Genomic DNA, 23,389 nt, shown 5'->3' on the forward strand with positions numbered 1-23,389 from the left:
TATTTATTTTGTATTTGGTAATACTACAAACACCTCCCTTTTTTATACATAAAAAAGGCGTCGACTCTCCCTTAGCCGACGCTTTTTTGATTATTCATTTTTTTATTTCATTCATTTCTAAATCTATTTGCTCCTTTAATGATGAAGGAGGATTAAATAAAGAGTCATACCTAAACAATATGAATCCAAGATAATTATCTTCTTTTCTTCCATCTTCAATCATCCTTTGAAGTATACTTGTAGCCTTCATCCATTCTGCCTTTCCGCTCCCCGCCCAGGAATCCTCACGGCCTACCTTATAAGCAGCGAGCCCTACATATAACTGAATATCCGGATTTTTCATCAGATTCACCCATTGTTTAACCACTTTATCGTAGGGGTAGGTAGAATGTTCATACCCAAAGTAAATTTGTGGGCATATATAATCAACATATCCCGGATTTGACAACCATTTATAAATGTCAGTATACTGCTCATTATAACTTTTTGAAATGATGGCCTGTGGGCTTATGCCAAATTTAATTCCCGGGTTATTGTCTTTAATCCCCTTATATACCGCTCTAACTAGCTGATTTACATTTTCTCTTCTCCAATCCGAAAGGTTTAAGATGCCCCCGTTTAATTTGTATCTTTCATAATCAACTTTATCAAAGTTAGCATCTGTTGTAGGATAAAAATAATCATCAAAATGTATCCCATCTACATCATATTTCTCTATTATTTCAATAACTCCATCCGTAATTAATCTTTGTACATCCATACTTGCAGGATTATAATATATACCATTGCCAACTTTAATCACTTTGTTACTTCCGTCTTCTAACCATTTTAGGGCTTTATTGTCTGCACTTAGAGGTTTTGTATTGTTCCTAATACGGTAGGGGTTAATCCATGCCTCAAAGTCTAGGCCTTGGGCATGGGCCTCTTCCACCATAATTCCAAGAGGATCGTAGCCCGGATTTATTCCTTCTATTCCTGTTATAATATAGGACCATGGGAAAATTTCCGAAGGATATATAGCATCCCCAAAGGGCCTTACCTGAACTATTACCGTATTTAATCCTGCTTCCTTAATATTTTTAAACATCCCCTTTATGGCTTCTTTGAATTGGCCTTCCGTTTTATTAGGAAAGATTGTCTGCAATTCTAAATATGAAATCCAAACTCCTCTTACCTCCCCATTCTTATGGCTTTCTTTTTCCGGATACCCTTCATCTAAGTAACCCTCCACTAACAAATTTAACCTTAGGAGATTATCGATTTTGCAGGCTTTTTCAACACTAATACCTGATATTGCTCCTCCTTTAACCAAAGTATAAATTAAACTATTATCCTGATTTTGTATTTTAGCATAAAGTGAATTATAAGATACCATAACTATGTAATCTCTTAAAAAATTATTATTCCCTATGGATTTTAGTACAGAAACTTCATTGTCATCTAGTATGTCTATCTTATTAGCAAAATCCAAGGCATTATTTATATTAAAATCTCCATCTTCATCACTATAACCTAGGGCCCTTAGAACCATAGTTGTATATTGGGCTGGGGTTATATCATTCTTCGAACCAAATAATATGGGGCTTACGCCATTGGTTAACCCGTTTTTATATAAGTAACCAACATATGAACTAGCCCAGGCAGGTACATCTATAAAGGGGTGGGCATGGGTATAAATCTCTTTAGAAGCTTCCTTTTCCTCCCCTAATAATCGCACCAGCATTATTGCTCCTTCTACACGATTGGCCTTTCTATTCAATTCAAAACCCCTATCGCTTCCCTTGAAAAGTCCCAATTCCTTTAAAATTTGAGCCTTTTCGTGGTAAATTCCTTCCTCATATCCATACACTAATGTTATGCCCGAAGAAGCAGTGACTACAATCATAATCACCATTAAAAATGTCTTTACTTTATTAGATAGCCCTTCCAAAATTTTTCCCCCTTAATCCAAGTAATTATATTTTTTAGTTATGCTTATAACATTATATCATGTTATATTAACTTGTTATTTTACATATTTATTAAATTATTTCTTTCACGATATGGTATAGACAGATGCCCATTAAAATATGGTATAATATTCTTAATAAAAACCTGAGGGTGATACAAAATGAATTCAAAATCTATTAAAGTATGGCTTTTATCTACCTATCAAAATAATGAAGTTTTTGTTTATAATGATGAGTTAAAAAGACTTGAAAAATATCTTGGTATAAATATCGATGTTAAAACGATTCCATGGAACAGGGCCTATGATATTATGATAAAGGCATTTAAAAATGGTTCTCCCCCAGACGTGCTTGAATTAGGCTCCACTTGGATCAGTATTTTTGCCCACTTAGGTTACCTTAAAGAGGTGCCTTCATATTTTAAAATTCGCCCCAGCCTTAGTAAATGGATGGATGATTGCTCCATATATAAAGGAATCCGTTATAGTATACCTTGGTTTATTGAACCGGTTGTCTTGGCAACTAACCAAGATTTTCTTGAAAAACATAATATAGATTATACCGATATTTGTAGTAGGGATATCCTTTATGACATCTGCCGGGAAATTTTCCTAAAAGAAAATACATCCAGTACTCAAAACGAGCATATTCCTTTTGGCTTTACTGCTAGACCTGATCCAGGAACCCTCCATTTTTATATGGCATGGTTATATAAGGAAGGATATGTTTTTCCTAATTTGACTAAGTATGAAAATAACCTCATTGACTTAAATTCTTTTGTCGAAACCTTTAAATATATTGTGAAGTTAATGAATATCAGTTCAACGAATATCAATGACCCTAATATATATTCAAGAATTCTTCACGAAAAATTTTATAATAAAAATAAATGTACTTTCCTTATGGATACGACGAATCGCTCTGTTGTAAACACACTAAAGTACAAAAAAAATCATACCGTAATCCCCGTTCCCGCTAAGTCTCCCGATATGAAGGCATATGCTGGGGGCGCACTCCTTAATGTGTCTTCAACAACAAAATACCCTAATGAATCTTGGGAAATAGTAAAACATCTAACTTCAGATTCTTTCATTGAAAAATGGGCCCCAGAAAGCGGAAACCTTCCGGCTTTTCATTCTCCTTTTTGGGATAAACATTTAGATAACCAAGCCATTAGGACCATTTATTCGGAAATCATCAATTCTAAATCCTATTCTTTTCATCCCTTATGGCGAAATATAGAATTGGTACTTTCTGAGGGTATTTTTAATATTTTTTGGTTTATAAAAAACTCTAATCCCGATTCGTCTTATAATAAATTATACAAAATCCTAAATAGGATCAATAAAAATACCTCTAGCATACTCAATATTGCATGGGAGATGAAATATTATGATTAAAGATTTAAAAGAAGAAATACTTTTAATAAGTATGGAAATCTGCAATATTTTGTCAAATCACAAGGATTATACCCTAGTCTATGAGCATGTGGGGGAATATATTTTAAACGAGCTCAATAAATCACTTGGGGACATCAGTTTTCTAAGCATATATATTATGGATGATTCAGGGAAGTTTTTGAAAGAAGAAGTTGTCTGTTCAAAAAATTCAACGACTCAGGGAAATAATTTACTTCCCATTTACCAAGTATCCCAAGAATTTAATGATACTTTAAACATACTTCAAATCGAAAATGGTGATGAATACTATATAAAACTACTTTTAAGAAATGCTGACCATTTAATTGGATTGTTACAAATTATAAGTAAAAAACAATTGACTACCGGGACATTAGATGTTCTGAACTATTTAGGCACCTCCATTTCCATAGGAATACTTCAAATTATTTTATCAAACAAAAATATCGAAAGTAAAAAACTTCTTAACGTAACCATAGACGTTTCTAGAAATCTACAACCCCTAGTGAGTATAGATGAAATTATTTCTACATTTGCTCATTTAGTAACTAAGCATCTTAATTTTGATCGTATTACACTGTTTCTATACGATGAATTTGATAAAAATATATCAATAAAACGCTGTATTGATTTTAATGGCAATACTTTTGATTTAGAAACAATTCCTAAAATACCTAATTTAAATAAGGGTCCAAAATCCCTTGATTATTTAGTTGGATATTGGGTTCCACTAATAAGTAATACACGAGTTGTCGGGGCCGCTCTTTTTGATAATATTTATTCCTCGTATCCAATATCTGATTTAATCCTTGAAATCCTTAGTCCTTTATGTAATCAATTTGCTTCTACGGTTGAAAATATTCGCCTTTTTAAAAACCTGCAGTATTCTGCCCAAAGGGATACCCTAACAGACCTATACAATAGAAGGTTTTTTGAAGAACAAATGATTAATCTAGATAAAGAAGATTTTCTTCCCCTTTCTCTTATTATCGGAGATGTTAATGGACTAAAAATAACCAATGATATCTTTGGTCATTATGAAGGAGATAAATTGCTTGTGCAAATTAGTAAAATCCTTAAAACTGTTTGTCCTTCTAAAGGAATTATTGCTAGGTGGGGTGGAGATGAATTTATTATCTTGCTTCCTAATACAGATAAAAAACAAGTAAAAAAAATATGCAATGATGTATACTCAGCCTGTTTATCCTACGAAAACTATAAATTCCAATTAAGCATTTCTACAGGCTATTCTACTAGGATTACCCTAGATAAAACCATCCCGCAAATTATTAAAACAGCCGAAAATCAAATGTATAGAAATAAACTATTAGATAGGGATAAGTTTAGAAGTTCCTTTATTGATTCTCTCAAAAAAACCCTAGAGAAAAACTGCAAAGAAACAGTCCAACATTTAGACAGAATGCATCATCTAGCAGAGAGCTTTGGATATCATTTTAACCTAACCGATAACGAAATATGTGATTTAAAACTTCTAGCCTTACTCCATGATATTGGAAAAGTAGCAATTAGTAAGGATATCCTTAATAAATCAGGCAAACTTACTACTGAGGAATGGGAACTATTAAAAACCCATTGTGAAATAGGTTGTAGAATTGCTCAATCTTCTACAGACTTGGCTCATATTGCCAATTATATATTGAACCATCATGAAAGATGGGATGGCACTGGGTACCCCACCGGGAAAAAAGGATTAGATATTCCTAAGTTATCCCGCATTATTGCAGTACTTGATGCCTATGATGTAATGCTTCATGGGAACCATTATAAGTCAGCCCTTTCTTTTGAAGAGACTATTGGTGAATTACAACGAGAATCTAGAAAACAATTTGATCCTCATATAGTTGATGTCTTTTGTAATGCTATCCTTACTTAGTTTTAACTCTTTTCGCTGTTACAAAGGGTATAAACAATTATGCCATTCCGGGTTTTAGGAGGAATGGCATAATTTCTATACTTTATATGACATAATAATTCTTCAAACTTTTATGCAAAATAATCTACCCCTGATTTGAATAATTTCTGGTCTTTTTCTCCTGGGATATTTTTAGATACATTTTCTCCCATTCTCTCTGAATGACCCATCTTTCCTAAAACTCTTCCATCAGGGCTTGTAATTCCCTCTATAGCATTCATGGATCCATTAGGATTAAAGGCTATATCGTAGGTAGGTTCCCCCCTAAAATCCACATATTGGGTTGCCACTTGTCCATTAGCAAACAATTTATCCATGATTTCATCACTGGCTACAAACCGTCCTTCTCCGTGGGAAACTGCTATTTGATGGATATCTCCTACTTCTATATTACTAAACCATGGAGATTTTACAGAAGTTACTTTTGTCGTGGCCATACAAGATACATGTCTTCCTATGGTATTAAAGGTAAGGGCAGGAAAATCCATATTCATATCTACGATTTCACCAAAGGGCACTAAACCTAGCTTTATAAGGGCCTGAAAACCATTACCTATGCCTAAGATCAAACCATCCCTATTATTTAAAAGATTCATAACTGCCTCTTTAATCTTTGGATTTCTAAATACTGTTGCAATAAACTTACCACTACCTTCTGGTTCATCCCCAGCACTTGCCCCTCCGGGAATCGTGATTATCTGCGAATTATCAATTGATTTAACCATCCTATCTATGGATTTTTCTATATGGGCAGGGGTTAAATTTTTAAATACAAAGGTTTCACCTATAGCTCCTGCATCTTCGAAAGTTTTTTGAGTTTCATATTCACAATTGGTCCCAGGGAATACTGGAATAAATACCCTTGGTTTTGCTATTTTTATATGGCTCTTATTGGTATTCTTGCCAATGAAAATTTTATTTATAGGCTTATTTTTTATTTCTTTTATTTTTGTCGGGAATACACTTTCCAATGGTTTTGTCCATTCCTTTAACATTTCTTCTATAGAAATTTTGACATTACTAATCTTGATGCTTCCATCTTCCATAGTAGTACCTAAAACTTTATACTCTACATCTCCTAGTAGTTTTATATCATCTTTACCCATTTCAACGATAATAGAACCATAATTAGGGGCAAAAAGCATTTCTTTTCCTATTTCTTCTGTAAAAATCATACCTATATTGTTACCAAAACTCATTTTACTGATGGCTTCTGCTATTCCACCGATTTTTACTGTATGGGCTGACACTATCTTTTTATCCTTAATAAGCTTAGTTATTTTAGAATAGGTTTTATCTAATTCTTCAAAGTCCGGAAGTTCAAATTCATCCCTCTTAAGAGGAATATAAACCACTGCATTATTTTCCTTTTTAAATTCAGGGGATATTACATTATCAACTTCAACTAAACTTACGGCAAATGCAGTTAAAGTCGGTGGCACATCCAAATCTTCAAAGGTTCCTGACATACTATCCTTTCCGCCTATTGCACCTATTTGTAATTTCTTCTGAACATAATACGCTCCAAGCAATGCACTAAAAGGCTTACCCCATTTTGCAGTATCGGTACCCAAGCGCTCGAAATATTCTTGAAGAGTTAGGCGAATACTTCTATAATCGCCCCCCGCTGCCACCACCTTAGAAACTGCCTCAATTATAGCATATACCCCACCATGGAAGGGACTCCACCTAGAGAGTTTGGGATTATATCCATGACTCATGATGGTTCCTGTTTTTGTCTCTCCATCTAATACAGGTATTTTACTTACCATAGATTCTGCTGGGGTTAATTGATATTTTCCCCCAAAAGGCATAAGTACTGTTCCTGCTCCGGCTGTGCTATCGAACCTTTCTACAAGACCTTTTTGACTGCATACATTTAAATCTCTAAGATTGGTCATCCAGGCTTCTTTAATATCTTCAAGTTTTTCTTTAACTTCTGTAGAAATAGTATTAAAATAATTTTTATTATCTTCAGGTTTTGTTACGAATACATTTGTTTTTTGAGTTGCCCCATTAGTATTTAGGAAATCCCTACTTATATCTACAATAGCTTTATTGTTCCAAAATATCTTTAATCTGTTTTCTGAAGTTACTTTAGCAACTACAACAGCTTCTAGATTTTCTTCCTCCGAAAGAGCTATAAATTCTTTTGCATTATCTTTCTCTACAACAACTGCCATTCTTTCTTGGGATTCTGAAATAGCTAATTCTGTTCCGTCTAACCCTTCATATTTTTTTGGTACTGCATTTAAGTCAATCTCAAGTCCATCTGCCAACTCGCCTATAGCAACAGATACTCCCCCTGCCCCAAAATCATTACAACGTTTAATCATTGTACTTACTTTAGGGTTTCTAAATAATCTTTGGATATTTCTTTCCGTTGGTGGATTTCCTTTTTGCACTTCTGCTCCACAACTGGTAAGGGATTCTTCTGTATGTTCCCTAGATGAGCCAGTAGCTCCCCCACAGCCATCACGCCCTGTCCTACCTCCGAGTAAAATTATTAAATCCCCTTCTTTTGGGACATCTCTTACTACATTTTTCCTAGGGGTAGCCGCAATAACGGCTCCTAATTCCATTCTTTTTGCTATATATCCTTCGTCATAGATTTCCGCCACATGACCAGCTGCCAGACCAATTTGATTTCCATAGGAACTATAACCGCGAGCGGCTTCTATGGTTATCTTTCTTTGGGGAAGTTTGCCTGGCAAGGTATCTTCAACTGAAGTTCTAGGATCCCCACTACCGGTTATACGCATAGCCTGATAAACATAGGACCTTCCCGATAAAGGGTCTCTAATTGCTCCTCCTAGACAGGTAGAAGCGCCACCAAAGGGTTCTATTTCTGTCGGATGGTTATGTGTTTCATTTTTGAACATTACAAGCCATTCTTCATCTTTTCCATTAACATCAACATTAACTATAATACTGCAGGCATTAATTTCACCAGATACTTCAAGGTCCTCCAGTTTGCCCAACTTTCTTAATTCTTTCATGCCTATAAGAGCTATATCCATAAGAGAGATATTCTTATCTTTTTTATCATAAACAAATCTTCTTCCTTGTAGATACGCTTCGTAGGCTGTTTTAATAGGGGTTGTAAAATGCCCATCTTCTATTTCTATATTTTCAATATTGGTTAAAAATGTACTATGTCTACAGTGATCGGACCAGTAAGTGTCTAGAACCTTAATTTCTGTAATACTAGGGTCCCTGTTTTCTTCATTTTTGAAATATCCTTGGCAGAACACAACATCGTCAAAACTCATAGCAAGGCCTAGGTTATTTTTCATTTCTTTTAATCCTTCTTTAGAAAGATTTATAAATCCTTTTACAATTTCCACTTCCTGTGGAATAGAAAATTCCATAATTAAAGTTTCAGGCTTTTCAAGGGAAGTTTCCCTTGAATCTACGGGATTTATACAATAATCTTTTATGGCGATGTATTGTTCATTGTCAATATTTCCTTTTAATTTTATTACCTTAGCTACCTGAACAATAGGTTTTTCTTTTTGTGTTAATATTTGAATGCATTGTGCCATCGAATCGGCCCTTTGATCGTATTGACCCGGAAGGTATTCCATGGCAAATACTCTTTCCCCTTCATTTACAGGAATTTCTTCATCATAAACATCATCTATAGTGGGCTCCGAAAAAATTGTAGTTCTTGCCCTATTATAAGTTTCATCATCTATTCCTTCTATATAATATCGTTGAATAATTTGTACATTTTCTAATTCGTTTATAAGCAGGTTTTCTTTTAGATCCTTATACAAGGCTTTAGCTTCTACATCAAAACCAGGTTTTTTCTGAACAAAAACGCTCTTAACACCACTCATTTATCTAACCCCCATGTTTTTATTTTTGTTTACAATCATATTTTAACATGATATTATTAATAAATAAAATTAATAATTTTAATATGTTTTATTAGGAGGACTAATAAATGGATGTAAATTTTGAACTTTATAAGGTTTTTTATTATGTAGCCTCTACCCTCAGTTTTTCTGAGGCAGCAAATAATCTTTTTATATCCCAATCAGCAGTAAGTCAGTCTATCAAAAACCTAGAAGAAAAACTAAATATACAATTGTTTTTTAGGAATACAAAACAGGTTAGGCTTACAAAAGATGGAGAAGTATTATTCCAACATATAGAACAAGCATATAATCTAATCAAAAACGCCGAGCGAACCATCGATGAAATACATTCTTTAAGCAAAGGAGAAGTTCGTATAGGAGCCAGTGATACTATTTGCAAATATTATCTTCTACCCTTTTTCAAAGAATTTCATAAGTTATATCCAGGGGTAAAAATCCATGTGACCAATGGTACTTCCCCTAAATGTGTGGAACTTTTACAACAAGGGAGTGTAGATTTTATAATATCTAATATTCCTAATCATTATGTAGATGTCTCGATGATTATAAAAAAGGTGCAACCCATTCAGGATGTATTTATAGCAGGAATGCAATTTAATGAGTTGAAAAATAGGCAAGTTTCTCTAAAAGATTTAGAAAAATACCCATTCCTTATGCTAGAAAGTAAGACTACAACTAGAGAGTTTTTCGATGATATGATAAAAGAAAAAAACATTAACATAATTCCCGAAATCGAGCTGGGGAGTATTGATCTTTTAGTTGAAATGTCAAAAATCGGCCTTGGTCTTACTTTTGTATGGAAAAATTGCATTAAAGAACAATTAAAATCGAAGGAGGTCTTTATGGTTCATGTAAAGGAAAAAATACCTGTACGTTATTTAGGCGTTATAACTCATAAACATATTCCCCTTTCAATTGGAGCCAAAAAGTTCATTGAACTCCTTTATTAAATAACGCAATTTCATTGACATAATTTTATTTTTACTATATACTTTGACTGTCAAAGTATTTGACATGCAAATAAAATTAAGGAGTGATAACATGAAACTTCCTTCATTAAATATCGGCAATCTCATTGCAGAGATTCCTATTATCCAAGGTGGCATGGGAGTCGGGGTATCAAGATCCGGTTTAGCTTCCGCCGTTGCTAACGAGGGGTGCATCGGAATCATTTCCGGTGTTCAAATTGGTTTCAACGAGCCTGATTTTGAGACCAATAGCAATGCTGCTAATATAAGAGGTTTGCAAAAGGAGATAAAAAAGGCAAGGGAACTAAGTCCAAAAGGAATTATAGGTGTAAATATATTAACAGCTATGAATAGTTATAAGGAATTAGTAATTACCGCAGTTAAAGAAAAAATAGACTTAATTATATGTGGTGCAGGCCTGCCTGTAGATCTTCCTGAACTAGTTAAAAATTCTGCTTCTAAAATTGTTCCTGTAGTTTCTTCCGGTAAGGCTGCATCTGTTATAACTAAGCTTTGGGATAAAAGATATAAGTATCTTCCCGATGCCCTGATTGTAGAAGGGCCCGATGCTGGAGGGCATTTAGGGTTTTCCTTAGAGGAACTTAGTTTAAATCCCCTACCTAATTTAACTTCTATAATAAAGGATGTACTTTCTGCTATAAAACCTTTTGAAGAAAAATACAATAAAAAAATACCCCTTATTGCAGCAGGGGGGATTTTTGATGGCAATGATATATCGAAGTATCTTAGAGCAGGGGCTACGGGAGTCCAAATGGCAACCCGGTTTGTCACGACCCATGAATGCGATGCTCATGAAAACTTTAAAAAAGCTTACATAAATGCCTCCAAAAACGATGTACAGATTATAAAAAGCCCCGTAGGTATGCCCGGCAGAGCCATAAGAAATGATTTAATTGAAGCCCTAGAAGAGGCAAATCAAAAGGTAACCAAATGCTATAAATGTTTAAAGCCTTGTAATCCTGCAACTACCCCTTATTGCATATCAAAAGCTTTAATTCAAGCAGTTAATGGGGACACAAAAAATGGTTTGATTTTTGCGGGAAGTAATGCCTATAAGCTAAATAAGATTATCTCAGTAAAAGAATTAATAAATAACCTAGTTTTAGAAACCAAGGCTGCATTAATTTAAAACATAAAATTAAAGAGGACATCATGATGTCCTCTTTAATTTTTTATCCTGCTCTTTTAGATATTCTACCAACAAATCATCCAGCATTTGGCTTACATCCATGATTTTCTTATTAGAAATAATACCTTCCTCTAAACCAATTAAATCATTAAGGTACTGTCTAGTCTCTTCTATCTTTTCTTTGAGCATTTCTAGTCTTTTACTGTCTGACATTTAGATTCCCCACTTTAAATAAATAGGCATGATAAAAGGTTAACCTTTCTTTATTATTTACAAAAGACTATAAAATAAACAATATTTCATAGGGTTTTTTTGTTAATAAAGAATTCTTAATACATTTCCAACAACATACTACTAAATATTAATAATAGCTTTTGATTGCAGATATTGCAATATTTTTCTAAAAAAATAGGGATATAGCATTATCATTTAGGCTATAGCCCTACTTTAGTCCTATTTAATTCCTATATCTTTTCTATAATGTTTTTTCTCAAAATAAATTTTATCTACTCCATTATAAGCTGTTTTAATTGCTTCGTCCAATGTCTTTGCGATTCCCGTAACTCCTAAAACTCTTCCCCCGTTGGTTATAATTTTTCCTTCTTTTTTAGCGGTTCCTGCATGAAATACGATTGTATCCTTATCATTGTTAAGTCGTTCTAATCCCTCTATGGGGTATCCCTTTTCGTAAGAAAGAGGATATCCACCGGAAGCTAATACTACACATACCGCAGCCTTGTCTTCCCATTCTACTTTAACTTCATGAAGCCGTTTATCAACACAAGCTTCTAAAATTTCTAATAAATCACCCTTTAATCTTGGAATTACTACTTGAGCTTCAGGGTCTCCAAATCTTGCATTATACTCCAATACTTTAATACCTTCATCAGTAATCATAAGCCCAAAAAATAATATTCCAGTGAAGGATCTTCCTTCCTCTTTCATGGCATTTAATGTTGGCTTGAAAATCTTTTCCATACAATACTCATCTATCTCTTTTGTATATACACGGCTTGGTGAAAATGTCCCCATACCACCTGTGTTTAGTCCCTCATCATTGTCTAAAGCTCTTTTATGGTCTTGGGCACTAACCATCGGAATAATAGTATTGCCGTCACAAAAGGATAGGACTGATACTTCATGACCAATCATAAATTCTTCTATAACTATCCTATTTCCTGCTTCTCCAAATTTTTTGTCTTTCATTATCTCATAAACTGCATCATAAGCCTCTTCATATGTATTACAAACAATAACTCCTTTACCTAAAGCAAGCCCATCAGCCTTTACCACTAAGGGAAAGGATTGGGTTTTTATATATCCTATAGCGGCTTCAAAATCTCCAAAAACCTCATAAGCTGCTGTAGGTATATTATATTTTTTCATTAAATCTTTTGAAAATGCTTTGCTTCCTTCTATTATAGCAGCCTTTTTATTAGGTCCGAAAATCCTTAAGCCTTTTTCCTGAAACTTATCCACAATCCCAAGCATTAAGGGGTCATCCATCCCCACAATAGTAAAATCTATCTGTGAATCCTGTGCAAACTTAACTAATGCTTCTACATCTGTAGCTTTTATATCAATACAATGAGCTAGGGTCTCTATCCCCGCATTTCCAGGTGCGCAATATATTTCGCTTATGTTTTTGCTTTGGGCAAGTTTCCATATAATCGTATGTTCCCTACCCCCACCACCAATAACTAATATTTTCATACCTCTACCTCCGCCTGTTTATTTATTACGGATTATTGTCTTATTATCCTTTATTTCTATTCTGCCCCCACAATATAGGGAAATTGCTTTAGGATATATTTCCCACTCCGCTTCTTCCATAACCCTCTTTTGGAGTATCTCTGGAGTATCATCTTGCATTACATTAACCGCCTTTTGTAAAATAATCGGTCCCGTATCTGTCCCCTCATCTACAAAATGGACTGTTGCCCCTGTAATTTTAACTCCCCTATCTAATACTGCTTCATGTACTTTTATTCCATAAAATCCATCCCCACAAAAGGAGGGAATTAGGGAAGGGTGGATATTCATTATCCTATTCTTGTAATGTTGTATAAAGCTTTCCCCCAATATCACAAGATATCCTGCTAATACTACCAGGTCCACTTTTTTCTCTTTAAAATGATTTATCAGATTTTGATTGAATTCTTCCCTATTATCAAATTGATTTGGGGCTATACATACCGCTTCTATTCTATTATTCTTTGCTCGCTCAAGTGCATATGCCTGTGGCTTATTACTTACAACCGTCACTATTTCAGCATTTTTAATTGTTCCATCTTTCATTCTATCTATTATGGCTTGTAAATTCGTTCCTCCCCCAGAAACTAAGATGCCTATTTTTAGCATAACTCCACCCCGGTTTTACTTTCAATAACTTCTCCTATTACATAGGCTTTTTCTCCTAAGCCCTTTAATATGGAAAGGGCTTTTTCTTTTTCACTGTTATCAAGAGCTATAACCATTCCAATTCCCATATTAAAGGTGTTGTACATATCTTTTTCACTAACGCCCCCTAACTCCTGCATTAATTCAAAAATAGGAAGCACATCCCACGCTCCTTGATAAATCTTTGCTCCAAGAGCTTCAGGAATCATTCTAGGAATATTTTCTATGAATCCTCCTCCGGTAATGTGACATATGCCTTTCATTACCACTTCTTCCTTTAATCTTTGTATAGCCTTTACATATATTTTTGTTGGTTTTAAGAGTTCTTCACCTAGGGTGCATCCTAACTTTTCGATATATTCATTCACATTTTTCCGATTGGGATTGAATATTTTTCTTACTAGAGAATAACCATTGCTATGGATTCCGCTAGAAGCTATCCCAATCAAGGTATCTCCCTTTTTAATTTTGTTACTATCTATTATTCTTTCTCTATCCACTATCCCTACACAAAAACCAGCAAGGTCATATTCATCTTCTTTATAGAATCCTGGCATTTCTGCTGTTTCGCCCCCTATAAGAGCAGCCCCTGATTGCTTACAACCTTCTGCAACACCTTTTACAATTTCTGCAATTTTTTCTGGTATGTTTTTTCCACATGCGATGTAGTCTAAGAAAAAGAGGGGTTCTGCCCCTGAACAAATAACATCATTAACACACATGGCAACGCAATCTATTCCTATGGTATCATGTTTATCCATTATGAAACTAAATTTAAGCTTTGTTCCAACACCATCTGTCCCCGATACAAGTATGGGCTCTTTCATTTTTTGGTTAGCTATGGAGAACAATCCCCCAAATCCACCGATATCTGTTAAAACCTCATCTCTAAATGTACCTTTTACATGTTCTTTCATTAATTTTACTGCCTTATAGCCCGCCTCTACATCTACGCCTGCTTTTTTGTAATCTAAACTCATTTTGTTTTCTCCTTCTCTATATCTATTGGGTATTTACCATCAAAGCATGCTGTACAAAATCCACATTCTGCTTTAGTAGGTGTTTTTTTCACGCCTTCTATTGATAGAAATCCTAAACTGTCTGCACCAATAATCCTTGCGATTTCCTCTACGGAATAGTGATTGGCAATTAAATGTTTCCTGTGGGGGGTATCAATCCCAAAATAACAAGGATATAGTACTGGTGGGGAGCTTATCCTTAAGTGAACTTCCTTAGCCCCTGCATCTTTTAGCATTTTAACAATTCTTTTACTGGTTGTACCTCTTACTATGGAATCATCTATTATAATGATTTTTTTACCTTCTATCTGACTTTTAATAGGATTTAATTTTAATCTTACAGCCTGCTCTCTCATGGCTTGACTAGGCTGTATAAATGTTCTTCCTATATATCTATTCTTCATTAGTCCATCCCCATGGGGTATACCACTTTCCTTTGAATATCCTATTGCTGCTGCAAGTCCCGAATCAGGAATACCTATAACCAAATCTGCCTCTACAGGATGTTCTCTTGCAAGTAATTTTCCTGCTTCCACCCTTGATTCATAAACCGAGGAACCCTCAATAACGCTATCTGGTCTGGCAAAATAAACAAATTCGAAAATACACATTTTAGACTCTTTAGGGGCCTCGGTTTGAATAGAAGAAAGTTCTCCTTCGTTTACAACCACAATTTCCCCCGGTCTTACTTCTCTTATAAAATCTGCACCGATTATATCTAAAGCCACCGTTTCCGATGCAAAGACATATGAGTCTTGTTTTTTACCTATACATAAAGGGTGCATTCCCAAAGGATCCCTTGCTGCTATTAATTTATGGGGGGTCATTAATAAAAGAGAATACGCCCCTTTAATCGTTTTCATCACTGTCACTAGAGCATCTTCGATGCAATGACATTTTATTCTCTCCCTAGATAGGAGAGCCGCTATTACTTCCAAATCCGAGTTTGTTTGAAATATGCTCCCGCTTTCCTCCAACCCGCTTCTTATTTTACCTGCATTAACTATATTACCATTATGTGCTAATGCCATATGACCCTTTGTATACTTAAGTATAAGAGGCTGTACATTTTCCCTTAAATTATCCCCAGTAGCAGAATACCTCACATGGCCTATAGCCGCCTTTCCATGTAAATGACGTAAAATCACATCATCAAATACTTCCGATACCAATCCTTGCTCTTTGTGATAAATAATGGTCCCATTATCATTGACCGCGATGCCAGTACTTTCTTGTCCCCTATGCTGTAATCCAAACAAGCCGAAATATGTCATTTCAGCTGTGTCCCAGTCGTCTTTGTTGTAAATTCCAAATACTCCGCATTCATCATGAAACTTGTCATCAAAAATATCGTAATCCATAGATGAACCCCTTCCTATTATGAACTGAATCTTCTCCTACACCTAAAATCACCATATATTAATTGTACCATGGTAAACAAAAGAAAAATCTATCATTCGATACGACAACAAATATCTTTAGATTAACTGCAATACACCAAAAGTAAAAAGACAGACTCCTATGCATGAAATCTGTCCAATTTATTTTAAGATGCCTTAAAACTCGAACATTACCCTTAGACATTTTCACCCATAGCCGAGAAATTTATGATTCCCAAGCAGATGCACTCAAGTCATATTGTTGAGTATATATGAGTATTATAATATTATTAGACATCTATATTTGTATCATAGGTAATAGATACTGTCAATATAATATTCGAATTTTATATTGTTTTATTGAATTAATGTTCGACTTTCATTCCTTCATTTTGGATAAATAAGATTCAAAGCCGATATCCTCCAAAACCTCTGCCTTTTCTTCTACCATGTTTTTAAGACCTTCTTTGTAACTTCTCACCTTTTTTTCTATCTCTTTATTAAAACTTCCAATAATCTGGGCTGCCAATATCCCTGCATTTTTTGCCCCGTTAATCGAAACGGTAGCAACGGGGATTCCAGGTGGCATTTGCACTATAGAATAAAGGGAGTCTATTCCGCTTAAGGTAGATGTTTTAACAGGAACTCCTATAACTGGTACCGTAGTAATTGACGCTACCATACCAGGAAGGTGAGCCGCCCCCCCAGCCCCTGCAATTATTACTTTTAACCCCTTATCCCTTGCCTTTTTTGCATATTCATACAGTCTTTCTGGGGTTCTATGGGCTGATATTATAGTAAGTTCATAGTCAATTCCTAACTCCTTAAGAACCCTCGCAGCTTCGCTCATAATGGGTAAATCTGAATCACTTCCCATAATAATTCCTACAGTTTTCATATAGACCTCCGTTTCTTACTCTTTGGGATAAATATCAATATACTTTATAGCTTCTCTTGCTCTTTCTATAGCTTCTTCTAAAGTTTCGCCGGTAGCTATTAAATGTCCCATCTTCCTTTTTGGACTGGCCATTTCCTTTCCATATATATGAAGTCTTACCCCGGGAATATTTAGGGCTTCGCATACACCATATATTACTGCACTTCCTTCTTCTTCACCTTTCGCTAATATGTTTCTCATAACCGTCGGATGGATAAGGGAAGTATCTCCTAGGGGAATCCCTGTAATTGCCCGGATATGTTGTTCAAATTGAGAAGTTATACAACCTTCTATGGAGTAGTGTCCTGAGTTATGAGGTCTTGGCGCCACCTCGTTAACTAAGACTTTCTTATCTTCTGTCACAAACATCTCAACACAAAACATCCCCACCCCCTCAAAAACCTTCATCACCCTATTGGCTATATTCATAGCCCTTTCCGTAAGACGTTTTGTAATTTGCGCTGGGACTATAGTCTCCTTTAATATATTATCAACATGTTCATTTTCTCCAACAGGATATACTACTATTTGTCCATCAATTCCTCTACAAGTAAGAACTGAAATTTCTTTAGTAAAATGTATGAGTTTTTCAGCCATAAGCTCCCTAGATTCTCCCCCAAGGATTTCGTATGCCTTTTTAATATCTTCTGCATCCTTTATAACGACATTGCCTTTTCCATCATAGCCCCCCCTACAGCTTTTTAACATAAATGGGTACCCAAACTTTTCACCAGCCTCTTTTATATCTTCTTCCTCAGATATATATATAAAGTCCGGTACGGGGATTCTTTTTTTCCTTAAAAGTTCTTTTTGTTCATATTTGTTTTGAATAACTTCAAGGCTTTTGGGGGAGGGGTATATTTTATGCCCTTCCTGTTCTAAGACTTTTAATATTTCTACTCCTATATGCTCAAATTCATAGGTTATTATGTCTACCCTATCTGCTAACTTTCTTATAGCGATATCGTCATCGAAGGCTGCCACTATATGTTCATCTGCTATGCTATGGGCAGGACAATTGAAGGTAGGGTCGAGGATAACAACATAGAAGCCCATTTTTTTAGCTTCTAAAATCATCATTTTACCTAATTGCCCACCACCAACGATTCCTATTTTTTGTTTTAGTAATTCCAATGTCTATTCCACCTCTATTTATCATTTATATTGTTATTTCATTAATCACCAATTGTTTAACCTATCTTTTGATATACTTCCATGATTTTAAGTATTTGATCGCCGTATTTTTTCACCCTTCTTTCTCCAAATCCCTTTATTTTATCTAAATCCTGTAGAGTTTTTACAGGTAGCATTACCATTTCTTTAATCCATTGATTATAGGATACTACATAGGATGGTAAGTTTTCATATTCTGCTTGGGTATCTCTCCACTTAATTAAAATATCGTATAGCTTTTTTTGAGCTGAAGTTAGAGTTATATCTTGGGTTAAAGTTGAATTAACAGGGTCTTTTATGGGTTCAACTTCATCATAATAAACAAGAATAGACCAATAGTTTTGCCCATCACCTATAAAACTAGACTGGATTTGATTTACCCTAACCGATTCTAAAAATTGGTTTAAGTTATCTTCATCTTCTTCTTGAAATTCCCCTACAACCCTTAATCTAAATATTTTACATTTCATATTTATCCCTCCTATTATTCAAAAATAAATTTAAGTATCTCAATACAATAGGAAAGCCTTTTACTTGAAGCTGATATTGCCATTATCATGCCTTCTGGATTATACCCAAGATCTTTAAATGCATCTAAATCTGTTACCTTGATTCCATATATATGTTCTTCGGTTTGCTCTTTTGGTATTAGCTTTTTTATATTACCTTTATTGTTTTCTATTATTACAGACAATTCAGGTAGGGTATCTAAAGGCATAAAGGTTCCAAGTTCCGCCTGACTTATAAAGAAGTCCTCATCTACACATACCACATCCAATTCCCCTACTGCAGCCAAAGTAACATATTTTTGCATGTTTGCAGTAGAATATTCATCAAATCCATCTAAACTTATGGAATAGAAGTCTACCCTGACCTTTTGCTGGGTATCGGCCTTTTTAATTTTTTGTGTAACCATGTCTTCCCAGGCTTCAATCTTTTCAAAGTCTGTGGCAACCCCTTGAAAAGAAAGGGTCCCTAAGGGAATATTCTTATCCTGTTCAATAAAACCTTTTATAAGAGAGCCACTAAATATCATAAGAAATATAGCTATTATAATATGCCATTTGTAATAGTAAATAATATGTTCAAGTTTTTCTTTAAACGATAGTTCTTTAAATTTCTGCAATTTTATCACTCCATTTATGTCTTAGATAAGATTGTCCTTTCTGTTTATCTTAATATTATATCAGATTTCTCCTAAATGATTAATACCTATATTTTTTTATCCATACATCTTGATAATATCTTTAATCACTCATTCTATTATATAAGTTAAGCCTTTCTTTGTCTCGAAAGAAATAATTCTATCTCCACTTGGATATGCGTATACTTCATTTTGGCCATCTAACACTTTTACTTTCCCGTCTATTTGCATATGACATGTGTTTCCCGCCTTAGAATGTATTTGTATTTTTACCGGCTTATTGTCTTTCCATTCGATATCTACTGTAAAACCTCCCCTAGCACATAATCCTTTAACATACCCCTCCTTAAATACAGAGGGTATAGCAGGTAAAAATGCAAGTTTACCTCCATGACTTTGAAGGAGCATTTCTGCAATTCCTGCAGTTCCCCCAAAATTTCCATCTATTTGGAATGGTGGATGAGTATCGAATAAATTAGCCAAAGTAGATTTTATAAGAAGTTGCCTTAGATTTTTATAGGCTAATTCCCCGTCTTTTAGTCTCGCCCACATATTTATAATCCAAGCCCTACTCCAACCTGTATGGCCACCTCCATGTTCTAGCCGTCTTTCTAAGGTCCTTCTTGCTGCTTTAAAAAGGTCCCTATCTTTTTCTGTGATTTGATTTGAAGGATATAACCCGAATAAATGGGATATATGACGGTGCCCTGGTTCCGCTTCATCATAATCTATAGCCCATTCTTTTACTTGTCCGTATTTCCCAATTTCCGGTTTTGGCAATCTATCTCGTAAGATTAATATTTCATCTATGAAGTCATCTTCTAGATTTAGGATTTCATTGGTTTTAATGCAAGCAGTAAATAAATCATAAATTATCTGGCTATCCATAGAGGGACCTATACATATATTCCCCTTTTGCCCATTGGGTAGTATATAAGTATTTTCCGGGGAAACTGATGGACATGTAACAAGGTAACCTTCTTCGTTTTCAATAAGATAATCCACGAAAAACAGTGCTGCTTCCCTCATGGTGTCATAAGCCTTTGCTAAAAACACCTTATCACAGGTAAAACTATAATGTTCCCACAAATGAAGGGTAAGCCATGCCGCTCCCATAGGCCATATAGTTGCTGGCATATAATGGTCCTGGGGGGCAGTATCTCCCCAAATATCCGTATTATGATGGCACATAAAACCCCTAGCCCCGTACATAAGCTCGGCACTTTTTCTCCCTGAGGGTCTCATCTTTTCAATTAACTCAAAAAGCGGACTATGACATTCTGATAAATTGCAACTTTCAGCTGGCCAATAGTTCATCTCTGTATTAATATTAATAGTATATTTCGAACCCCATGGGGGATCCATATCTTTATTCCAAATTCCTTGTAAATTACAGGGTAAACTTCCTTTTCTACTCCCAGCTATCAAGAGATATCTTCCGTATTGAAAATAGGTCTCGATAAGCCCGAAATCATCCTGACTATCTTTAAATCTTAATAATCTTTTATCCGTAGGAATGTTCTTGTATTTATCTTCCCTATTTAGCTTTAAGTTAACCCTATCAAATAAAGAAGTATAATCTTTAATATGTTCTTCCTGAAGGTTTTTAAAACTTAGTCTGCCTGCAATCTCTAAAATTTCATCACACCAATCACTAGGTTTATCTCCCCAGTAATCAGTTCTTGCAGTTAAGAGTATTAGGGCAGAATTAGCATTATTAAGATAAATCCTATCTCCCATAGTCCTAAGAGTTCCCCCCTCAGGGATTACTTTAAGTTTAGCGCAAAACTTAATCCCTTTTTCTCCTTGGCTTTCTCCTCCCATCTCTAGCCCATTCGGTTTTATAGCTTTGTTATAATCAATATTGATACCCCTATCTAAGTTTGTAATAAAAGAAATACTCTCTTTTTTATCAGCAGATATATGTACAGCTATTATTTTATGTTTATATGAAGCAAAAAACTTTCTAGTATAGGTTATATCCCCAATCCTATAAGAAACTTTAGCAATTGCCTTTTCTATATCTAATTGACGTTCATACTCTTCTGCCTTTTCATGGTTTAAAAAGTCAATATACAAATCTCCTAAGGGCTGGTATACCCTTTCATTGGCAGGAGTAGAGAACATTGCCATTTTTTCTAACTCCTCTGCTTTTTCAATTTCACCTTTTATTATAAAACCTCTAATATCATCAAGATATCTCCTTGCATCTGGGTTATGCCTATCTACCCCTCCTCCCCCGCTCCATAAGGTATCTTCATTTAATTGTATAATTTCTCTTTGAACTTGTCCAAAAATCATTCCACCCAAGTTTCCGCAACCAATAGGCAGAGCCTCATTCCAATCCTCTGCAGGATTCTCATACCAAAGCTTCATTCTTATTCCCCCTTTATATTATTATAACATCTCCTTAGGCTTATGTTAATGTATAGAATCCTATCATTAAATAAGAACTTTAAAGAGATAATAGATTTTTTAAAAAATGTATAACCTGTATGCCGATACTGCTAAAAGGCAGATAGAGCAGGGTAAACCCGATTAATGCTACTATCTCTAAAGAAATTATGTACAGAGGCCATGGTCCTAGATAATCCATAATCGATGCTGACTGCGGTTTGCTGCAAATAAAAAGATAGTTTCCGCCAGTAATAATGTTTATAAATGCTACAAAAACCATATAACTATTTGTTATACCCATAACTTTTATGATCGAAATGGCTTTAGGTCTGTATTTATTTACAAATGTCATAAATAATACTGATATTATTACTAGACCATGGGTTATAAAAAAATGATAAAAAATAAAATGGGTATGGTTATATCCATTTATATCTGGGGTTATAATTGCTGCTAATACTCCAGTCATACCCCAAAAATATAATATTTCATATAGTAAATATGACTTAGTAATCAGTAGGAAAATAGAAAGAATAACTGCTGCTTCGCAAAGATTTAAGGGGAGGGATATTGAGGATGTCCATGAATTATTTATATGATACCATAGGTATAATAAGCTCTGTTCTAGAAGGAGAATAGTACCTATGGTATATCTAAAACAAGTATTTACCTTTTCTTTTCTTAATTTATTTTTAGATAAATATATTATAATACAACTGATAAAAATAATACTTATAAGCAAAATATGATAGCTTGAGAATATTTCAAAGGGTTTTCCTATATAACTCTCTCCAAAAAAATTCCTCATATAATTCTCCTCTATAGGTTTATTTTCGAAACAAAAACAAATTTTTATTAATACATTTATATGAGGACATCTATGGTTTATTGCTATGAATCTTATTAATTACACCATGACTTTAAAATTTGTAAAAATTCGGGTTACTTTTTAGTAACCCGAATTTCTATAAAATCATTAGTTTATTTAATTATTGTTTAATATTACGGCTGCCTGGTTTAACTAGAGGGATTTTTCCATCTTTACACATTGGGCATTCCACTTCTTCATAGGCTAATACTTCAACTGTTAGGGCTGCCCTAAGTTTTGTATTAAAGTCTACTTTCCCATTGCTTCTATCTACTAACACGGCAACTCCTGCCACTTCTCCTCCCTGCTCTTTTACAACGTCAATTACTTCAAAAACGGATCCCCCTGTTGTTATAACATCTTCGGCTACTAATACTCTTGCTCCTTTGGGAATGGTAAAACCTCTTCTTAGGGTCATTTTCCCGTTATCTCTTTCTGCAAATAGGTTCTTTGTTTGTAATTGTTTTGCCAATTCGTAGGCTATGATTATTCCGCCTATGGCAGGTCCTATTACTATGTCTATTTTATCATTTTTGAACTCCTCAGCTAGACCTTTTGCTATTTCTTCCGCATAATTTGGATATTGTAAAATTTTTGCACATTGCATATACTGGTTACTATGTTTACCTGAAGTTAGTAGGAAGTGTCCTTCTTGAAGAACTTCGGTTTTCTTTAGAATCTCTATTACACGATTTTTATTTAACATGGGATTCCTCCTGATTTATGAATTATTTTGAAACAAGAATAATAGAATGACAATAAAAGTGCTC

Annotated in this window: 18 protein-coding genes and 1 riboswitch; of the genes, 4 read left to right on the plus strand and 14 right to left on the minus strand. The window is 34.6% G+C overall.

All coding sequences use genetic code 11. From position 1 onward, the window contains the following. Positions 1–94 precede the first annotated feature (94 nt). Positions 95–1,930, minus strand: coding sequence for a family 10 glycosylhydrolase (locus tag GX308_07445; GenBank protein NLK21901.1), 1,836 nt, complete (start codon positions 1,928–1,930; stop codon positions 95–97). 180 nt (positions 1,931–2,110) lie between these two features. Here GX308_07445 and GX308_07450 point away from each other — a divergent pair, with 180 nt between their 5' ends. Beyond that, positions 2,111–3,349: an extracellular solute-binding protein gene (locus GX308_07450; GenBank protein NLK21902.1), complete on the plus strand. Its 1,239-nt coding sequence runs from the start codon at positions 2,111–2,113 to the stop codon at positions 3,347–3,349. Continuing rightward, on the plus strand, positions 3,342–5,261 hold the full coding sequence (locus GX308_07455) for a diguanylate cyclase (protein NLK21903.1): 1,920 nt from the start codon (positions 3,342–3,344) through the stop codon (positions 5,259–5,261). The genes GX308_07450 and GX308_07455 overlap by 8 nt, the downstream gene beginning before the upstream one ends. Positions 5,262–5,371: 110 nt before the next feature. Here GX308_07455 and GX308_07460 read toward each other — a convergent pair whose 3' ends face one another. Continuing rightward, positions 5,372–9,142 carry a phosphoribosylformylglycinamidine synthase gene (locus GX308_07460; GenBank protein ID NLK21904.1) on the minus strand — a complete coding sequence of 1,257 codons (3,771 nt, stop codon included), beginning with the start codon at positions 9,140–9,142 and terminating at the stop codon, positions 5,372–5,374. Positions 9,143–9,249: 107 nt separating this feature from the next. Here GX308_07460 and GX308_07465 point away from each other — a divergent pair, with 107 nt between their 5' ends. Further along, entirely contained in the window at positions 9,250–10,134 is an 885-nt protein-coding gene (locus GX308_07465) for a LysR family transcriptional regulator (protein NLK21905.1), read from the plus strand. A 91-nt stretch (positions 10,135–10,225) separates the two neighbouring features. Beyond that, positions 10,226–11,302 (plus strand): nitronate monooxygenase, encoded by a 1,077-nt coding sequence (locus tag GX308_07470; protein ID NLK21906.1) that lies wholly within the window; start codon positions 10,226–10,228, stop codon positions 11,300–11,302. A gap of 21 nt (positions 11,303–11,323) precedes the next feature. Here the strand turns inward: GX308_07470 and GX308_07475 are convergent, their stop codons facing one another. The 12 genes from GX308_07475 to GX308_07530 form a co-directional block, all read right to left on the minus strand. Continuing rightward, positions 11,324–11,515 (minus strand): aspartyl-phosphate phosphatase Spo0E family protein, encoded by a 192-nt coding sequence (locus tag GX308_07475; GenBank protein ID NLK21907.1) that lies wholly within the window; start codon positions 11,513–11,515, stop codon positions 11,324–11,326. Positions 11,516–11,755: 240 nt separating this feature from the next. Then, positions 11,756–13,015 (minus strand): phosphoribosylamine--glycine ligase, encoded by a 1,260-nt coding sequence (purD, locus tag GX308_07480; GenBank protein ID NLK21908.1) that lies wholly within the window; start codon positions 13,013–13,015, stop codon positions 11,756–11,758. An 18-nt stretch (positions 13,016–13,033) separates the two neighbouring features. Further along, positions 13,034–13,663 (minus strand): phosphoribosylglycinamide formyltransferase, encoded by a 630-nt coding sequence (locus tag GX308_07485; protein ID NLK21909.1) that lies wholly within the window; start codon positions 13,661–13,663, stop codon positions 13,034–13,036. Further along, positions 13,657–14,682: a phosphoribosylformylglycinamidine cyclo-ligase gene (locus GX308_07490; protein ID NLK21910.1), complete on the minus strand. Its 1,026-nt coding sequence runs from the start codon at positions 14,680–14,682 to the stop codon at positions 13,657–13,659. Before GX308_07490 ends, GX308_07485 begins: the two co-directional genes overlap by 7 nt. After that, positions 14,679–16,082 (minus strand): amidophosphoribosyltransferase, encoded by a 1,404-nt coding sequence (locus GX308_07495; GenBank protein ID NLK21911.1) that lies wholly within the window; start codon positions 16,080–16,082, stop codon positions 14,679–14,681. The genes GX308_07490 and GX308_07495 overlap by 4 nt, the downstream gene beginning before the upstream one ends. A 212-nt stretch (positions 16,083–16,294) precedes the next feature. Beyond that, positions 16,295–16,396, minus strand: a riboswitch (purine riboswitch). A gap of 83 nt (positions 16,397–16,479) precedes the next feature. Continuing rightward, positions 16,480–16,998 (minus strand): 5-(carboxyamino)imidazole ribonucleotide mutase, encoded by a 519-nt coding sequence (gene purE / locus GX308_07500; protein ID NLK21912.1) that lies wholly within the window; start codon positions 16,996–16,998, stop codon positions 16,480–16,482. Positions 16,999–17,013: 15 nt separating this feature from the next. After that, positions 17,014–18,171: a 5-(carboxyamino)imidazole ribonucleotide synthase gene (locus GX308_07505; protein NLK21913.1), complete on the minus strand. Its 1,158-nt coding sequence runs from the start codon at positions 18,169–18,171 to the stop codon at positions 17,014–17,016. Positions 18,172–18,227: 56 nt separating this feature from the next. Continuing rightward, entirely contained in the window at positions 18,228–18,680 is a 453-nt protein-coding gene (locus GX308_07510) for a hypothetical protein (protein ID NLK21914.1), read from the minus strand. A 14-nt stretch (positions 18,681–18,694) separates the two neighbouring features. Beyond that, the gene (locus GX308_07515; GenBank protein NLK21915.1) at positions 18,695–19,336 is read right to left on the minus strand and encodes a hypothetical protein; all 642 of its coding nucleotides are present in this window, start codon (positions 19,334–19,336) and stop codon (positions 18,695–18,697) included. 129 nt (positions 19,337–19,465) lie between these two features. Further along, positions 19,466–21,730, minus strand: coding sequence for a glycoside hydrolase family 95 protein (locus GX308_07520; protein NLK21916.1), 2,265 nt, complete (start codon positions 21,728–21,730; stop codon positions 19,466–19,468). Between the two features lie 79 nt (positions 21,731–21,809). Beyond that, complete coding sequence (locus GX308_07525; protein NLK21917.1) at positions 21,810–22,559, minus strand: TIGR02206 family membrane protein; 750 nt, start codon at positions 22,557–22,559, stop codon at positions 21,810–21,812. Between the two features lie 181 nt (positions 22,560–22,740). Continuing rightward, the gene (locus GX308_07530; GenBank protein ID NLK21918.1) at positions 22,741–23,325 is read right to left on the minus strand and encodes an orotate phosphoribosyltransferase; all 585 of its coding nucleotides are present in this window, start codon (positions 23,323–23,325) and stop codon (positions 22,741–22,743) included. Positions 23,326–23,389: the final 64 nt, after the last annotated feature.

The organism is Candidatus Epulonipiscium sp., from assembly GCA_012519205.1.
Lineage (GTDB): Bacteria > Bacillota > Clostridia > Lachnospirales > Defluviitaleaceae > JAAYQR01.

What these genes read in the sequence shown, in the direction of transcription:
- GX308_07450 (NLK21902.1), top strand. Translation starts at nt 2,111, where the DNA reads ATGAATTCAAAATCTATTAAAGTATGGCTTTTATCTACCTATCAAAAT.
- GX308_07455 (NLK21903.1), top strand. Translation starts at nt 3,342, where the DNA reads ATGATTAAAGATTTAAAAGAAGAAATACTTTTAATAAGTATGGAAATC.
- GX308_07460 (NLK21904.1), bottom strand. Translation starts at nt 9,142, where the DNA reads ATGAGTGGTGTTAAGAGCGTTTTTGTTCAGAAAAAACCTGGTTTTGAT.
- GX308_07465 (NLK21905.1), top strand. Translation starts at nt 9,250, where the DNA reads ATGGATGTAAATTTTGAACTTTATAAGGTTTTTTATTATGTAGCCTCT.
- GX308_07470 (NLK21906.1), top strand. Translation starts at nt 10,226, where the DNA reads ATGAAACTTCCTTCATTAAATATCGGCAATCTCATTGCAGAGATTCCT.
- GX308_07475 (NLK21907.1), bottom strand. Translation starts at nt 11,515, where the DNA reads ATGTCAGACAGTAAAAGACTAGAAATGCTCAAAGAAAAGATAGAAGAG.
- purD (NLK21908.1), bottom strand. Translation starts at nt 13,015, where the DNA reads ATGAAAATATTAGTTATTGGTGGTGGGGGTAGGGAACATACGATTATA.
- GX308_07485 (NLK21909.1), bottom strand. Translation starts at nt 13,663, where the DNA reads ATGCTAAAAATAGGCATCTTAGTTTCTGGGGGAGGAACGAATTTACAA.
- GX308_07490 (NLK21910.1), bottom strand. Translation starts at nt 14,682, where the DNA reads ATGAGTTTAGATTACAAAAAAGCAGGCGTAGATGTAGAGGCGGGCTAT.
- GX308_07495 (NLK21911.1), bottom strand. Translation starts at nt 16,082, where the DNA reads ATGGATTACGATATTTTTGATGACAAGTTTCATGATGAATGCGGAGTA.
- purE (NLK21912.1), bottom strand. Translation starts at nt 16,998, where the DNA reads ATGAAAACTGTAGGAATTATTATGGGAAGTGATTCAGATTTACCCATT.
- GX308_07510 (NLK21914.1), bottom strand. Translation starts at nt 18,680, where the DNA reads ATGAAATGTAAAATATTTAGATTAAGGGTTGTAGGGGAATTTCAAGAA.
- GX308_07520 (NLK21916.1), bottom strand. Translation starts at nt 21,730, where the DNA reads ATGAAGCTTTGGTATGAGAATCCTGCAGAGGATTGGAATGAGGCTCTG.
- GX308_07525 (NLK21917.1), bottom strand. Translation starts at nt 22,559, where the DNA reads ATGAGGAATTTTTTTGGAGAGAGTTATATAGGAAAACCCTTTGAAATA.
- GX308_07530 (NLK21918.1), bottom strand. Translation starts at nt 23,325, where the DNA reads ATGTTAAATAAAAATCGTGTAATAGAGATTCTAAAGAAAACCGAAGTT.